9 protein-coding genes are annotated in these 16,278 nt (G+C 67.0%); 4 read left to right on the top strand and 5 right to left on the bottom strand.

The window, feature by feature from the left end:
• Nucleotides 1-4: 4 nt before the first annotated feature.
• The 3 genes from ACXAGF_RS15605 to ACXAGF_RS15595 all read right to left on the bottom strand — a co-directional run bounded on the left by ACXAGF_RS15605 (nucleotide 5) and on the right by ACXAGF_RS15595 (nucleotide 11,173).
• Nucleotides 5-5,449: an alpha-2-macroglobulin family protein gene (locus tag ACXAGF_RS15605; protein ID WP_475018297.1), complete on the bottom strand. Its 5,445-nt coding sequence runs from the start codon at nucleotides 5,447-5,449 to the stop codon at nucleotides 5-7.
• A gap of 82 nt (nucleotides 5,450-5,531) precedes the next feature.
• Nucleotides 5,532-7,511: a CHASE2 domain-containing protein gene (locus tag ACXAGF_RS15600; protein WP_475018296.1), complete on the bottom strand. Its 1,980-nt coding sequence runs from the start codon at nucleotides 7,509-7,511 to the stop codon at nucleotides 5,532-5,534.
• Nucleotides 7,511-11,173: a FecR domain-containing protein gene (locus ACXAGF_RS15595; protein ID WP_475018295.1), complete on the bottom strand. Its 3,663-nt coding sequence runs from the start codon at nucleotides 11,171-11,173 to the stop codon at nucleotides 7,511-7,513. The genes ACXAGF_RS15600 and ACXAGF_RS15595 overlap by 1 nt, the downstream gene beginning before the upstream one ends.
• A 115-nt stretch (nucleotides 11,174-11,288) precedes the next feature.
• On the opposite strand from ACXAGF_RS15595, the gene ACXAGF_RS15590 reads away from it, so the two are divergent.
• Nucleotides 11,289-11,822 carry a Pycsar system effector family protein gene (locus ACXAGF_RS15590; protein WP_475018294.1) on the top strand — a complete coding sequence of 178 codons (534 nt, stop codon included), beginning with the start codon at nucleotides 11,289-11,291 and terminating at the stop codon, nucleotides 11,820-11,822.
• 58 nt (nucleotides 11,823-11,880) lie between these two features.
• On the opposite strand, the gene cpdR1 is transcribed toward ACXAGF_RS15590, so the two are convergent.
• Nucleotides 11,881-12,243 carry a response regulator CpdR1 gene (gene cpdR1, locus ACXAGF_RS15585; protein ID WP_475018293.1) on the bottom strand — a complete coding sequence of 121 codons (363 nt, stop codon included), beginning with the start codon at nucleotides 12,241-12,243 and terminating at the stop codon, nucleotides 11,881-11,883.
• A gap of 187 nt (nucleotides 12,244-12,430) precedes the next feature.
• On the opposite strand from cpdR1, the gene ACXAGF_RS15580 reads away from it, so the two are divergent.
• The gene (locus tag ACXAGF_RS15580) at nucleotides 12,431-13,312 is read left to right on the top strand and encodes an N-formylglutamate amidohydrolase (RefSeq protein WP_475018292.1); all 882 of its coding nucleotides are present in this window, start codon (nucleotides 12,431-12,433) and stop codon (nucleotides 13,310-13,312) included.
• A 293-nt stretch (nucleotides 13,313-13,605) separates the two neighbouring features.
• Entirely contained in the window at nucleotides 13,606-14,379 is a 774-nt protein-coding gene (gene hisN / locus ACXAGF_RS15575; protein WP_475018291.1) for a histidinol-phosphatase, read from the top strand.
• Between the two features lie 3 nt (nucleotides 14,380-14,382).
• Here the strand turns inward: hisN and ACXAGF_RS15570 are convergent, their stop codons facing one another.
• The gene (locus tag ACXAGF_RS15570) at nucleotides 14,383-15,345 is read right to left on the bottom strand and encodes an alpha/beta fold hydrolase (protein WP_475018290.1); all 963 of its coding nucleotides are present in this window, start codon (nucleotides 15,343-15,345) and stop codon (nucleotides 14,383-14,385) included.
• Between the two features lie 471 nt (nucleotides 15,346-15,816).
• On the opposite strand from ACXAGF_RS15570, the gene ACXAGF_RS15565 reads away from it, so the two are divergent.
• Nucleotides 15,817-16,278, top strand: a complete 462-nt coding sequence (locus ACXAGF_RS15565; protein ID WP_475018289.1) for an Hsp20 family protein — start codon at nucleotides 15,817-15,819, stop codon at nucleotides 16,276-16,278.

The following is a 16,278-nucleotide window of genomic DNA, read 5'->3' as shown; positions in this document are numbered from 1 at the left end:
CTCCCTACTCGGCGACCACCTGCATCCGGCCCGTTGCCGTACGGGCGGAGAACTGCGGCCGGTACATGTCCTCGACGGTTGCGGCCGGGTGGTCATAGGTCCCCGGCGTCACCGCGCGCACGACATAGGCGAGCGTGATGCCGTCCCCGGCATTGGCCGGCCGGTCGAAGGCGGCAACGAAGCGGTCGCTGCGGAATTCGGCATGGGCCGCCTGCACATCGCCGATCCATTCGAAGTTGGCGAGATCGGCGCTGCCGACGAGGCTCGGATTGTCGATCTCCAGCCCGGCCGGCAGCAGGTCGGTGATCAGCACACGCGCCTGCCAGGGATTGTCTTCCGTCACCTTCAGCACGACCACGTAGCGCTCGTTCTGCCGGGCCTCGGAGATCGTCGCCGGCTGGCCGTCGAGCGTGTAGTAGGCCCTTTCGATCGCAAAGCCGTCGCCCCCGGCCGGAAGCGGCTGCGCCGGCGCAGCCACCGTGGTCAGCACGGCGGTGACGGGCTCGTCGCCGCGGTTGACAATCGTCACCGGCGTGGTCTGTAGGTCCTCGCCGCTCATCCGCGCGGCGATGCGGCCCTTGCGATCGAAGCCGTTGACCTCGAACCGTAGCGTTTCGTCCTCGTTCGCGATCGCGCGCGCGGCGAGCAGCATCCAGGCCTGCTCCTGGGTGCTGGTGTAGGCCTTGCGCTCCCATTCGCCCGCGACGACCTTGGCGAGTTCCGGGATGATCGCCGGCGCCGGCCTGCCTTCGGCGGCAAGGGCAAGCACGGCAGCGCCGTCGCGCAGCGCCGAGCCGTAGTCCGACCGCGCCAGGCTGACATTGGTGACGTCGGCCGACATGCGCAGCGCCTCGGCGAAGATCTGCCCGGAGCGCTGCGGATCGCCATAGAGCGCCAGTGCTGCAGCGATGTGCGCCTTCGCCAGCGGCGTCGGGAACTCGGACAGGCGCGCATCGGCGTAGTAGCGCAGGTCGCTGATCGCGGCCTTGCGGTTGCGCGCCAGCACGTAGAGGGCGTAGGCGATTTCGTTCCCCCTGTCCTTGACGTTGTTGTCATAGGACAGCGCGTTCTGGAGATTGTCGAGCGCCTGCACCATCGCCTGGTCCGGCACCTCGAACTTCTGCTCGCGGGCGCGCGTCAGGAAGTCGCCGACATAGGCGTCGAGCCACAGGTCGCCGTAGCCGGGTCCCCACAGGCCGAAGCTGCCGGACGAGGACTGGTAGGCCAGCACCCGGTAGATCGCTTCCTGCACGCGCTTGCGCGCCGCCTCGTCGTCGGGCAGGCCGCTGTCCTTCGACAGTTCGCTGAGATAGAGCAGCGGCAGCGCGCGGCTGGTCGTCTGCTCGGTGCAGCCGTAGGGATAGCGGTCAAGCGCCATCAACAGCGCCGGGACGTCGAAGGCCGCGGACCGCGAGACATTGAGCGCGACCGAGGCTCCGCCGAGGATGCTGTCGGCCAGAAGCTGGTCGTCGATCGTCAGGCTTGCGCCGGCGGCAAGCTCGAGCACACGCCTGCTCGTGATGGGCTGTGTCGCTGGGCGAACCGGGACATCGAGCGACTGTTCCCAGTTCTGGCCCGCCTCGCTCGACAGGGCCAAGGTAAGCACGCCGCCGCCGGCCTCTCCGCCGACAAGCGGCAGGGTCAGGCTGGTCTTGCCGCCAGCGTCCAGATGCACCGTCTGCGCAGCGCCGGTCTGCTCGACCAGCACGGCGGCATTGTGGGAAACGGCGAGCCGGTAGGCGCCGGCGGGCGCGTCGGTGTTGGCGATGTCGAGCCTCAGGTTGGAGCGGTCGCCGGGGGCGAGGAACTTCGGCAGGCTGGCGGTGACGACGAGCGGATCGCGGACGATTACGTCCGCCGTGCCGTGGCCGATCCCGTCTTTCGACCAGGCGACGGCCATCACCCGCGCGGTGCCGTTGAACTGCGGCATATCGAAGGAGACCTTGGCCTTTCCGTCCGCATCGAGCTTGAGCGGGCCGGAGAAGAACGCCACCAGCTTCTGCGTCGGAGGGCTGCCTTGCAGCGCCATCTGCCCGCCGTCGCCGCCGGTGCGGAGGCGGCCGGTGGCGCCGAGCGAGCCATCGATCAGCCGGCCGTAGAGGTCGCGAATCTCCAGCCCCAGGCGACGCTGGCCGAAATACCAGCCGTCCGGGTCAGGCGGCTCGTGGCGGGTGAGATTGAGGATGCCGACATCGACGGCGGCAACCGTGACATAGGCCTCCTCCTCGGCGCCGGCGCCGGCGACGGAAACCGAGATGTCGAGCGGGCGGCGCGGCAATGCCTTGTCCGGCAGATCCAACTGCACGCCCAGCTGGCGGCCGGCCGGGTCGACCTTCAGCCATTTGACGCCGATCGCCCGCATCGGCATGCGGCTTTCCCGCGCCTCGCCGGGCCGGTACAGCGTGGCGGTGACATAGGCGCCGGCTCCCCAGTCGGCGGTCACGGGGATCTCGACCTCGCCGCCGTTCTCGCCGATCGAGGCGGTGCTTGCGGAAATCAGGTTGTCCGTGCCGTTTGTGACCAGCAGTTCGCCGGCATGGCGGGACGAGACCTTCAGCTTGGCCGTCTCCCCGATGCTGTAGCTCTCCTTGTCGAGGGCGATCTCCAGCGCGTCGGGAGTCTCGGTCGAGGTCGCCTCGACATACCAGCCGGCCTCGAACTCGACGCTCGACGCCGGACCATCGGCCGCCGCCGTCTCGACCTCCAGCCGGTAGCGCCCCCAGGTCACAGGTACGGCAAGGTCGGCGCCGTTGCCCGCGACGTCGATCGTTCCCGCCTCTATCAGCTTCGTCGACAGGATCGGTTCATAGCGCCAGGACGAGCCGTCGCGGTACCACTGGTAGTCGCGCTGCACGCTCAGGAGCTTCCAGGACAGGCCCTGCATCGCCTGGCGGCCGCCGTCGGGGCCGGCGACGATCACGTGGAAGCGGGCGGTCGAATTCTCCGGCACGCTGCCGCTTGCCGCCGGCCTGATCCCGATCATCGGGCCGTCTGGCCGGAGCGGCAGCGTCAGCGAGCGCTCGACGGCGCGGCCGCCGGCCTCGCGCATGCGCACCGCGATGACGGCGTCGAGCCGCTGCGTCGTCGCCGGGCGTTCGCCGATGTCGACCGCGAAACTCGCCCCGCCGTCCGGATCGAGCGGCTCGAGACCGTCCAGAGGCACCCGGTTCTCCTCGATCGCCTCCTCGTCCTCGAGGCCAAAGACGTAGCCGTTGAAGTGCTCGCTTGTGCGCGTCGGTCTGAGGGCGACCTCGCCCTCGATGCCGAGGCCGGCAGCGGGCGCGCCGTAGAGGTAGCGGCCGTCGACGGTGATCGTGGCCGGCGTGCCGGCGACGATCTCTGTCGCGGCGCTGGCGAGGTCGAATTCGATGCGGTCGGGCACGAAGTCGTCGACCAGAAAGGTCTCATCGCCGATCGCCGGCGCCTTCGGATCGGCATGGATCTGCATGGTCCATGTGCCGCGCATCGCGTTCGGCTGGATCGGATAGTCGACCATGTGGCCGCCGAGCCTGCCGTCGGCGCTGACGATGCGGCGGTCCTCGACGCCGTCGGGCCGACTGACGACGAAGGTCAGCGGCAGGCCGTCGATGGCCCTGGCCGCGACGTCACGGGCGAGCGCGGCGGCATGCACCGTTTCGCCGGCGCGGTAGATGCCGCGCTCGGTCCAGGCGAAGATGTCGATCGCGCCGGGCGCCGGCCGGCCGGTGACGCCGCGGTCGGAGAGATCGAAGCCGGCCCGGGTCATGTCGAGAAAAACGTAGTCGGATGCGCCGTTGCGCGCCGTCAGCACGGCCGGCATCATCGCCGCCGTGCCGCGCATGAGACCGGCGGTGAAGGTGGCGCGGCCGTCTTTGTCGGTTGTCGCGGTGCCGAGGATCTCGTTGTTGCGCGCCAGCAGTTGCAGTTCCACCCCGGCCATCGGCGCGGCGGTTCCGAGGGCGCGCGCGAACACGTGCAGCCCGTCGGTGCCGGCGAAGGTCGACAGGCCGATGTCGGAGACGAGGAACCATTGGGTGGCCCTCGCATCCCAGTCTCGCTTCGGCCCACTCGCGGCTTCCGCCGTCAGCGCGTAAATGCCCGGTTGGCGCTGCGGCAGCGCCTCGTCGACGGGAAAGGAGGTGACGACGTCCCTGTTCAGGTCGCGCTCCATCTCGATCTGGCCCTCCCAGACGAGTTCGCCCATCTCGCGCTCGATCTGACCTGCGCCATAGCCGTCGAGCTGGGTCAGGAACTGGGAGCCGGTGAGCAGCGAGGCGATGTTGCGATCGCCGATGCGATAAAGCTTCAGGTCGGCTGTGTCGGTGTTGACCGAGACCAGCGGGATGCCGCGCCGCGCCGTTGCCGGCAGGACGAAACTGTCGCCGGTGAAACGGACGCTCGGGCCCCGGTCCGGGACATAGACGTCTAGTTCGACCGGGGCTTCCAGGATTTCGCCGACCGATGACGGCAGGCCCGGTCGCAGGACGATCCGGTAGCGCCGGCCATGGTCCAGCCCCTCGACGCAGACCTGGCTGTCCTTCGCCTCGACCGCCGCCGGCGCACGCCCGTCCACCGTCACGAAGCTGCCGTAGTCGGCGCCGAAACGCACCAGCGGCTCGGAGAGCTGCACGCAGGCGCGCGGGCTGACGCTGTCGGAATCGACGGTATGCTGGACGAGGCGAAAGCCCCGGCGGGCCTTCAGGTCGAGATAGGCGGTGCGCACGGCCGCATCGTCGACGAGTGCCAAGCTGGCCTTGTAGGCGTTCAGGGCGGCGCGGTAGGCGGCCGCCTTGTCCAGCGCTTCGGCGAGCACCGCGAGCGCCTGCGCCCGACTGGGGGCCGTCCGGGTCAGCCAGTAGGCGTTCAACGCCGCCAGAGGCCCCTGACCGCTGAGATAGGCATTGTCGGTCGCTTCCGCGGCCGCCTGCGCCATCTCGATCCAGAGATGGTGGTCGTCGGGAGCCAGCGACAGCGCGCCCTTGAACGCGTCGAGCGCCTCGGCGATGCGGCCGGAGGCGGCTTCGATGCGGCCGAGCGAGGCGAGACTTTCCGCACCCTGGCCCTCCTGCGCGCTCAGCAGCGTCAGGCTGGACTTGAGCGCACGCGCCTCGTCCCTCGACGCTGCTGGAAGGAAATCGAGAACGGGTGCGGCGCCGATGTCCGGCTCGCCGTCGGTGAGCGCGATCTTGCCGGCAATGGCGCCCGGGAACGGGGTCAGCAAGTTGAAGTCGGACTTGAGAACGCACCCTCTTGTCTTCGGATTGTAGGTGAAGGCGCGGCAGGACAGGTCGTCAATGCAGCGGTCCTTGCACTGGTCCAGCGTCACGCCCTGCACGGTCCGCAGGTCGAAGCCGAAATAGTCGGCATTCTCCGTCGTGACGATCGAGCGCTGCGTCTCCGCTGCCTCGCCGGGAAGGATGGCCGCCGCGATGGTGAGGAAGAGTGTGGAGAAGCCAAGGAATGCACGCATAGATGGATCTCCTCCAGATGCTGCCAGGCTCTTTGCCGCTCACTCTTGAAGCTTTGCGCGTCGGAGTCAACCAACGTGCGGGTCAGGTCCCGCTGCTGCGCAGGTCCGCGCGCACCATCTCGTAATAGAGCGAAAGGGCCGGCAGGCCGGCGACCAGTTCGTCGATGATCGGGTTGCCCGCGTCCAGCCTGCCGGCATAGCGGGAGGCGATCAACCGCTGATGCTTCGCCGCAAGTTCGGGCGGAACGGCGGACAGCGCCGTGAAGACGGGCGAGGCTGTGGTGCGTCCCTTCACCGTGATCCGGTCCAGTTCCAGGCAGGTGAAGCGGCTGGCGAGCAGGGCCGTGCCCTCGCCGATGAGAAGCGGTACGCCATAGTTCTTCGACGCGCCCTCGAGCCGCGCGGCGAGATTGACCGCGTCTCCGAGCACCGAATAGTCGAACCGCTGCGACGAGCCCATGTTCCCGACAACGCAGTCGCCGGTGTTGATGCCGATGCCGATGCGCAGCGGATGGTAGTCGGTGCCGCGTTCGGTCGACTCGCGGATGAGTTCGTCGTTCAGCGTCTCCATGCAGGCAAGCATGTCGATGGCCGCGGCAACGGCCTGGTTGGCATGGTCGTCGTCGTCGAGCGGGGCGTTCCAGAACGCCATCAGGCAGTCGCCGATGTATTTGTCGATCGTCCCGCCATGGCCGAGCACGATGTCCGACAGCGGCGTCAGCAGGCGATTGATCAGCGTCGTCAGTTGCTCGGGATCGTCCTTCATCGTCTCGGCGATGGTGGTGAAGCCCCGTACGTCGCAAAAGAGGATGGAGAGCGTGCGTCGCTCTCCGCCGAGGCGCAGTTGCGACGGGTCGCGGGCGAGCCGCTCGACCAGCGCCGGCGAAAGGTAGCGCGAGAAGGCGCGGGTGATCTGCTTGCGGTTGCGCCGTTCGTCGGCATAGTCGAACGCCGCCTGACCGACCGCGACAGCGACGAAGGCGAGCGCCGGTGCGAGCGGTGAAACGAAGAGATGCACCTGGCGGATGAGGAAGAAGCCGACCGCGGCGAGCGCGAGCATGGCTGCCGCCGTGATCGCCACGGTCTGCCAGCCGGTGGAACGCCAGACCGCAAACGAGGCGAGCAGTGCGGAAAGCGCGATGCCCGCCAGCATGAGCGGCGGCGCAGCCGGTCGTATGGCGGTGCCGCTGGCGATGTTGTCGAGGATTGTCGCCTGGATCTCGGCGCCCGACACCAGCCGGCCGCTGTGGACCGTAAAGGGCGTGGCGAAGGCGTCGGCACCGCCGCGGTCGATGGCCGGGGCATTCTGCAGACTGAGGCCGACGATGACGATCCGGTCGCGGAAAATGTCCTTCGGCAGGAAGTTTTCCGGGTCGAGCGCCTGGTAGTAGGACACGGTCGGGTAGCTGCGGGCGGGCCCGAAGGACTGGATCAGCCAGTCGCCCTCCGGCAGGTCGTGCGGGCGCCCGGCCACGCGGGCAATCTGCCGGGCGAAGCCGTCGTCGTATTTTGGCAGGTCGCGGAACACGCCGTCGCCGTCGAGGGTGATGGAGGCGATGCCGGTCAACGCGCCGGCCGCGCTGAACATGGGCAGCGGTGATGTCCGCACCAGCTGTTCGGCCTGGGGGGTGACAATGACGCTCTCGTCGCCGGCCAGCACGACGTCCGGGCCGAGCACGGCGGCGAGCGCCGCGTCGCGGGCCGGCGTCGACGGCTCGGCAAAGATGATGTCCATGCCGATCGCCTTCGCGCCGGCGGTGCGCAGCGCCGTGATCAGGCGCGCGTGGATGTCGCGCGGCCATGGCCACTGCACGCTGACCTCGGCGAGCGAGGGCTCGTCGATGGCGACGACAATCGGGCCACGCGGCGGCGGAGCCGGGTCGCCGAGCGTCGAGAGGTAGTCGAAGCTGCGCAGTTCCTGCAGCGACCAGGCCGGAAGCCGCGTCAGCGCCGAGACGATCAGGATCGTGGCGATGGTGAGGAGCATCAGCCGCAGCCTGCGACGCCTGTGCGGCGTGCCGTTCGCGACCCTGTCGGCGATTGGTCTGGAAGCCTCTTCCATCAGAACCGGACTTTGACCGTCCCCTTGAAGCTCCGCCCCCAGCCGGGGATGCCGGTCGCGACCTCGAAGTCCTCGTCCAGCAGGTTGAACGCCGCGAGCGTGAGTTCGAAGCGCTTGTCGAACGGTTCCCAGGTCACGTTGGCATCGAGCGTCCAGAAATCGTCCAGTTTCTGCGGGGCAAGCACGATGTCGTCGGTCGGATCGGCCGGGGTGCCGCCGTCGTCAAGAAGGATCGACTCGTTGCCGAGGCGCTTGCCGATGTAGTTCGCGGCCAGCGTCGCCTTGACGTTGGCCTCGCTGACCCAGGTGAGCGCGACCTGTCCGGCCCATTTCGGCACGAAGGGCAGTTCGCGGCCGTCGTCTCGGCTGTCCGGATCCTGGTTCTCCGAATCGATGAAGGCCAGCGTGGTGGAAAGGCCGAAGCCGTTGCCGATATGCACGTTGGTCGTGAGGCTGGCGCGGTCGATCCGTCCGTCGGACAGGGCCAGCGCGTCGGGCACGAGTGGCCATTGCCACGGGGCGGGATAGGAGATCGCAAAGTCCTCGAGCTCCTGGTGCTGGAGATCGACCGCCGTGAACAGCCAGTCTGTCCACTCGGCGTCCCAGCGCCCGGCGATCGTATCGGTGGTCCCGTCGATGCCGAGACCGGTCTGGTTGGGCTGGAGCCCTACGGTGCTTACCGGCGCCAGCGTGTTGACGTCGAAGTCGTAGCTCTGGGCGATGTAGGCCGCGCGCAGCCATTGGCCGTCGGTCGGCGCATAGGCGACGCCGACACGGGGATCGACCCGCCTCGTGTCCACGGTGTCGCCGTCGGCATAAGTCCCAAACAGGCCGTACTCGGCCAGCAGCGACGTGTCGATGGTATGCAGGACATCGACATAGGCCCTGCCGTAGTCGACCGTCTGGTCGGCCGCGGGCGTCTGGGCATAGCGGAAGTCGACGATGCCGCCCTCGATGCCATATCGCCAGGTCAGATCGCCCGTGGCGATCGTGTGGTTGACGGCGCCGATGTAGCTTGTCTGCCGAGCCTCGAAAATCGCTGGGGCTCCTCCGGCGAGCGAAAAGCTGTCGGTGGTTTTCGTATCACCGTAGAAGAACGCAGCGTTGAGTACGTTCTCGAAGCTGATCGTATGGCTCCAGCCAAGCCCGGCGGCGGTGCCCTGAAGCCTGTCGTCGCGGTCGATGACGACCGGGAAGCCAAACAGTTCGGTCGCCGAGGAGAGGTCGAACTTGCTGTCGTAGTGCTGGCCGTATGCCACGATGCGATCGTCCGGAGACGGAGATGCCGTGAAATATCCGACGCCGCTGACCAGTTCCGTCTCGCCTTCGTAGGTGGCGGCCGGAATGGCGCTGGTGCCGTCGAACGGCGTCTTGATCCATTCCAGGTCCACATAGGTGCTGACCGGGAAGGGCAGGTTGCTGAAGCTCTGCCAGCTCCCCTGGTAGATCGGCCGGGAGTCGCCGTCATTGGTCGAGATGCCGTAGCCGAGCTCGACCTCGGCGAAGGGGTAGCGGACGTAGTAGGGGCGGGCCGACGGCCCCGCGAGCATGTGCGGGTCGTAGAGCAGGCCCTGCATGAACGACGAGAAGGTCGTCCTGTTCTGGGTCGGCTCGATGCCGTCCCCGCCATAGAGATAGGCGTTCAGGAACGGATTGACGCTGCCGTGCAGTGTCTGGTCGATGTAGGACGTGCCGGTGAACGGGCTGAAGGTCAGGTCGCCGTAGTACTGGCCCCAGGCGTTCAGCCCCTGCAGGCGGAAGGCGTTGTTGAGCGTCGATCCCGCGTCGTGGTTGAAGCTGAGGGTCTCGTATTGCCCACCGCGGGCACGCAGCCTCCGCATGTACTCATGCGCCGCCGCGATGGCTCCGCTGGCGTCGTAGTCGTCGATCGCGACGCTCGCCCTGAACGAGGGGATCACCGGATCGTTCGGGTCGAGCCTGTCGGCGTTGTCGAGCGCCTGCCGCGCGGCTTCGCGATTGCGCTGCTCCTGATGCGCCACCGCCAGAAGCAACTGGCCCTGCGCATAGGCCGGATTGGCGACAGTGCCGGCGAGCAGGTCCTCGGTCGCCTTTTCCAGCTGGCCGGTCGCCAGATGGTAGCGGCCGCGCGCGATCAGGGCGAGGTCGAAGCCGGGATCGAGCGACATGACGCGGTCGATCTCCTGCTTGGCCAGGCGCACCCGGTCCTGGTCGAGGTAGAGGATGGCGAGGTTGGAGCGCGAGACCGCGCCCTCCGGATCAAGTTCGATCGCCCGCCTCAGGGCCCGCTCGGCCGACTGCGTGTCGCCACGCGCCTGCTCCGCCAGGCCGAGGTCGTTCCACAGATCGCTCGAGCCCGGCGCAATGGCCAGGGCCGCGTTGAGATCGGCGATCGCCGCATCGACATTGCCCTGGATGTCGCCGTGGTAGCGGGCGCGCGCCTGCAGAGCGACCGGGTGATCGGGATCGAGCGACAACGCCCGTTCCATCGCCTCCTTCATCTGCTCGCGATCGTTCAGGAACAGCGCGATGTAGGCGCGGTAAGCCGGCAGCGTCGGATCGTCCGGGTAATCCTTCTCCGCCTGCTTGATGATGTCGAGGGCGGCGCGGATGTTTTCCAGGAAGCCGGCGGCGTAGGCCCTGGTGAAGGCGCCGTAGGGGCCGGTAACGTTTCGCGGGCCCTTCTCCAGCCGGTCCGGATTGACCATCGCACGGGCGAAATAGCCGCCGTAATCCGCGACGCTGCCGCGCCTTGCGTCCAGTCCGGGTCGGGCACGGGCGAAGAGGCGGGCGGCGGCGTCGAAGCGGCGTTCGGCACCGGCGACCAGGCCGTCGATGAAATCGACCCGTGCCCTCTGCGCCTTGGAACGCTTCATCGTCCTGGCGCGGTCGAGCGAGGCGAGCGCCTTCTGGCGGCCCTCGAGCGTCAGCTGGGCCTCGGCGAGCGTCAGCCAGTCCTCGGCGCTGCGACGCTGCTCGGGGACGGCCTCGATGCGATCGATGGCGTGCCGCATGTCCTTTACCTTCAGCGGCGAGGCCGGCATGAACATGAAGGCATCGCGCACCGACAGATAGAACAGCATCTGCTCGCGGTCGTCGGAGTTGACGAATATGACCTTCTGCGGCGCCTGGCCGATGCGGGCCACGGCGGCTTCGCCCTGCACGACCTGAACGCTGCCTTGCGGGTTGGCCAGCTCGACCGTGCCTTCGAGTACCACCAGCGAGGTGGTGTCGCCGTCCACCGACAGCGACCAGTCGGTGCCGCGGATTGCCGCCGCCGCGGCCGGCGTCTCCACCGTGAGGCCCTGGCCGCCACGCTGGGCGCGCGCCCAGATGGTGCCGCTCTCGAGGTCCAGCACGGTGTCGCCGGTGGCGCCCATCTGCCTGACCCTTAACGTGGAATTGCGGCCGAGGCGGACCTGGGTGTTGTCGGCGAACAGAATCGCCAGCTGCCCCACCGCATTGGTGCGCAGTTCGTCGCCGGTCAGCAGATCCTGATTGAGATCGACATGGTGCCAGTTGCTGACGTCGTAGAACCGGACTTCCTCACCGGTCTTGCGGGCGATGACGGACCCGGCCGTCGGCGAGGCACGCGGGATCGGCTCGCCCTGGGCCGTCGCCAGGCCCAGGGCGAGGGCAAGCGGCAGTGCCACAATGGCCCGATGGTCGACCCTTCCCCTCATGGCTGCAAGAACTGCCAGCGATCGCGCAAATGTCAAGCGTGTGTATTAGGGGTGGCTTGCTTTTGCAGGCAACTGTATTAACACGGTGACGGTTGGCGACCGAGGCGAACTACTCATGATCGATTTCGAGACTACGTTGCCCGTGGAAAGTATCTCTCGGCCGGTATCGGCCGAGCACTTGAATCACGTCAAGAAGATAAACGACGTGTTCTATGATCAGATAAAATCTGCCGACCAGAAGGCTGCGTATATCTTCACCTTCATGCTGGCGTTTCTGGTGACGTCCGCCGAGGGGAAGGGCGTCTTTACGTGGTCGCGCTATGTCGAAACTGACAAGCTTTGGGTTGTCCTTTCGGCGTTGCTTGCGTCATCGATGATATTCTCGATTTATTGTGCGATTTTGGTCGTTCTGCCGCGACGGGTGGAGAGCGGCACGTCGCTGTTCTGGGGTGCCTGGTCCAGCCAGCGGGCTCTGCTCGTGGCGGCGACGGAAGCCGCCGACATGGACTACCTGTTCAACCAGTATCTGAAAAACGCCGACGCGATGGCGCGACTGGCCGTCGACAAGTACCGGATGGTGCGCCTGGCGTTCCGCGGGCTGCTGGTGGTGGTGCTGGCCTACGTGCTTCTTCTGGTGGCCCGGCATTGATGCGCGCGCGCCGGATGGCGTGCGCTCCACGAGGCCGGATCGGACCGAGGTGAGGGCCTCAGGCGGCGAGCATCTTGTTGACCTCGTCGACGAGGTCGCGCAGGTGGAACGGCTTCGACAGCACCTTGGCATCCTTGGGCGCCTTGGAATCCGGGTTCAGGGCCACGGCGGCAAACCCGGTGATGAACATCACTTTCAGGTCGGGGTCGAGTTCGGTGGCGCGGCGCGCCAGTTCGATGCCGTCCATTTCCGGCATGACGATGTCGGTCAGAAGCAGCGAGAAGGGTTCCTCGCGCAGCCGGTCGTAGGCGCTGGCGCCGTTGTCGTAGGACGTGACGTTGTAGCCGGCCTTCTCCAGTGCCTTCACCAGGAAGCGGCGCATGTCGTTGTCATCTTCAGCGAGGAGAATCTTGAAACTCATGGAACTCGGTGGCCGTTGCTGCGGGTTGCTCTGCCTGTTCGGCGGTTTTGCTACGAAAAGCGATTCCGGTAAAGATCCAATGAATGGCAATCCGGTCCCGCCGCTCGTCGGCGCGACTATGGACAGGCGGGCCTGCCGCTGGCAACATACGACAAGTCACGACCTTGTCACATGGTAAAGGACCGAAATGGCTCCGGAAATCAGCGAGAAAGGCCTCTTTGAGGTTCTGGAGCCGGCTTCGCAAACGATTCCTCTGGTCTTCAACTCCCCGCACAGCGGCCGTGTCTATCCACAGGGATTTGTGCGCGACTCGCGGCTGGACGCGCATTCGCTGCGCCGGTCGGAGGACCACTACGTCGACGAACTCTTCAGTGCTGCCCCCGGTCTGGGCGCGCCGATGCTGCTGGCGCACTTTCCCCGCGCCTTTCTCGATGTGAACCGCGAGCCCTACGAACTCGATCCGCGCATGTTCGACGGGGCGCTGCCGCCCTACGCCAACATCAGTTCGATGCGGGTCGCCGGCGGGCTCGGCACGGTGCCGCGCGTCGTGGCCGAAAACATGGAGATCTACCGGCACAGGCTGCCGATCAGCGAGGCGCTGGAGCGGATCGAAACGATCTACAAGCCCTACCATACCTGCCTGCGCAGCCTGATCGTGCGCACCCACCTGCAGTTCGGCCTCGCCGTGCTGGTCGACTGCCATTCGATGCCGGGCAATGTTCGCATCGCCGGCGGCGAGCGTCCCGACTTCATCATCGGCGATCGCTACGGCACGAGCGCGGGCGGCGATCTCTCGCGCACGCTGGTGCGGTTGTTCGAGGACATGGGCTTCGTCGTCGCCCGCAACAAGCCCTATGCCGGCGGCTTCATCACCGAGCATTACGGGCGTCCCTCGAAGGGCCTGCACGCCCTGCAGATCGAGGTGAACCGCGGTCTCTATATCGACGAGACCACGCTGTGCCGCAAGCCGGAGTTTGCGGCCGTCCAGGCCGGGATTTCCTGGGCGCTCGCGGAATTCGCCAGCTACGTCGGCAAGTATGAATCCGAAAGCGCGCTCGCGGCCGAGTGACGTCGCGTCCTTCTGGGGGCGTACGGTTGTTCGCGGGCAGCGTCAAAAAAAACCGCGCTTGGCGCGCGGCTAAGTCTAGGGAGGAAACACCCAAGGAGGGTATTACAGTCACGAGTGACTGTGAGCAAACCGTAATATTGCGCTGCACAATTGTCAAGTCGCATCGTCTCCGTCGGCATCGGGCCGCCATCCGTCGACCGATCCGGACATGGTGTTATCTTGCGCGGCAGTTCCGTTTCCGCCCGCATTGCGTTATGGACAGCCACGACCCCGCCCTTTCGTGAGATTTCGCAATGCTTCCCGACCGCGCCTTTTTCGACATGCTCGCCGACGCCGCCAAGGCGCAGACCCTGCCGCGCTTTCGCGCCGGTGCGGATGTGGTCAACAAGGAGGCCGGCGGGTTCGATCCCGTCACCGAAGGCGACCGTGCGGCCGAGGCCGCCATCCGTGCGCTGATCACTGCCCGTTTTCCCGAGCACGGCATCCTGGGCGAGGAGCACGGCTCGGTCGGGCTCGACCGCGAGTTCGTCTGGGTCATCGATCCCATCGACGGCACGCGTGCCTTCATTTCCGGCGTGCCGGTGTGGGGCACCCTGATCGGCCTTTACCGCGACGGCAAGGCGGTGATGGGCCTGATCGACCAGCCCTTCACCGGCGAGCGCTACTTTGCCGACGGCAGCCGGTCGCATTATGCCGGACCGGAAGGAACGCGGGTGCTGTCGACCCGCCCCTGCGAGCGCCTTGGCGATGCGATCATGTTCACGACCTCGCCGCACCTGTTTGCCGGAGAGCGGCGCGAGCGCTACGAGGCGGTCCAGGACCGGGTGCGGCTCTTCCGCTACGGCGTCGACTGCTACGCCTATGCGCTGTTGGCGGCCGGGCACGTCGACCTCGTCGTCGAAACGGACCTGAAGGCCTATGACGTCGGCGGCCTCATTCCGGTCGTCGAGCAGGCCGGCGGGATCATCACGGCCTGGGACGGCGGACCGGCGGAGAACGGCGGCAACATCATCGCCGCCGGCAGCCGCGCCGTCTACCAGCAGGCGATGGCCATCCTGAATCCCTGACAATCAGGCCCCGAGCGCCACCTCATCGGCCGGGGCGCTGGCAATGAAGGCTTCGATCGCGGCCATGGCCTGGGCGCGAAAGCGGTCCGCCTCGCTGAACAGTTCGTGACGGGCCCCGTCGATCTCGATCAGGCGGCTGGCGCGGAACTTTCGCGCGATCGTGTTGAGCGTGGCACGCGGCACGATCGGATCCAGGGTCGGGCACAGCACGAGCGTCGGGATGTGGATGCGCGTCAGGTGATCCTGGCGTGAGACGCGCGCAATTGCGCGGAGCATTTCCTTCAGCCAGCGCGCCGTCGGCTGGCCCAGCGCCAGCTGCGGGCGGGTCTCGCAGATTGCCTGGTTGCGGGCAAAGCGGCGGCGGTCGCTGGTCAGCGCATTGCCCTCGAACGGATAGCGCTCCGAATGCTTGCGGAATGTGCGGCCGCCGAGCTGGACGAAGCAGGCAGCGTTGGCGATCGCCGAGATCATGCGCTGGCTCATGACCTGGCCCTCGAGCGCCAGGAACGGGGCTGCCAGCACCATGCGGTCGATGCGGCTCTCGAGTTCCGGGGCCTGGGACAGCGCCACCAGCGCCCCCATCGAATGGGCGACGATGAAAAACGGCAGCCGCGTGTCGGGCAGCACGACCTGCTCGAGGAAGGACGCCAGGTCCGCCTCATAGTCGGAAAAGCGGGCAACGTGGCCGCGCCGTGCGTCCGGCAGCAGCCGCGCCGAGCCGCCCTGTCCGCGCCAGTCGAACGTCGCCACCCACAAGCCGCGGGCGGTAAGATCGCGGATCGTCTCGTAGTATTTCTCGATCGACTCGCTGCGTCCCTGGAGCAGCACCACGGTGCCGTTCGCCGTGGCAACGTCCGAGCGGAACAGGGCATACCGGATCTTGACGCCGCCCTTGCCGTCGAAAAAGCCGGCGACATGGTTGCCGGGAACGGGATTGTCGGGCGTGGCGAAAAGAATGTCGTCCATAGGTCCCCGGGTTGCTGGCAGCCTGTCGGAGAACGGAAGGTAGGGGCTTGCCGGTAACGCGTCAAAAGAAAAAGAGCCGGCGGTGCGCGGCAGGGAAGGCGCCGCGACACCGGCCGGCCACCGCGTCACGGCGCCAGAACCGGTGTCGGTTCCGAGGGCGGTGGTGCGGCAGTTGACCGGAGCGGAAGGGACGTAGCACCCCGGCCGTGGAAGTCACGCTTCCATGGCTGCCGTTTTAGCCGGACGGCGCTGAACCCAATCCGAAGGCGTCATTCATCGGCCATTCAGCGGGTGTGACGGCGGCCGGGTCTTGACGCCACGCGTGACGATTCCCATCTCTCCAGCACGGGCGCCGAAAGGGCCCGTGGGTACTCACCGCCATACCGGGGCGAGGACCCGAGAACCGGCCGGCACCCCTGAAATCAGGTGTCGGTCCTTTGATCGCAACACGTTGCTCAACAGGAGGACACCATGCGTCACGTTGATTTCTCTCCCCTTTACCGTTCCACCGTCGGCTTCGATCGCCTGTTCACGATGCTTGACAGCCTCGGCCAGCCCGAGCAGAGCCCGAGCTATCCGCCCTACAACATCGAGCGCACCGGCGAGAACGCCTACCGCATCACCATGGCGGTCGCAGGCTTCGACGAAAGCGAGCTTTCGATCGAGGCGCGCGAGAACGTGCTAACCGTCAAGGGCGAAAAGAGCGACGAGAGCGGCGACCAGTCGCAGTTCCTTTATCGCGGCATCGCCAAGCGCGCCTTCGAGCGCCGCTTCCAGCTCGCCGAGTATGTCGAGATCCGCGGAGCCCAGTTGAAGAACGGCCTTCTGCACATCGACCTCGTGCGCGAGATCCCCGAGGCCGCCAAGCCGCGCAAGATCGAGATCTCCGCGGTCGGCCGCGAGACCAAGCAGATCGAGGCGCAGAGCGCCTGA

The organism is Mycoplana sp. ABR4_002, assembly GCF_056159645.1.
Note: the sequence above shows the minus strand (reverse complement) of the source record. Positions and strands in the feature narration are given on the sequence as shown.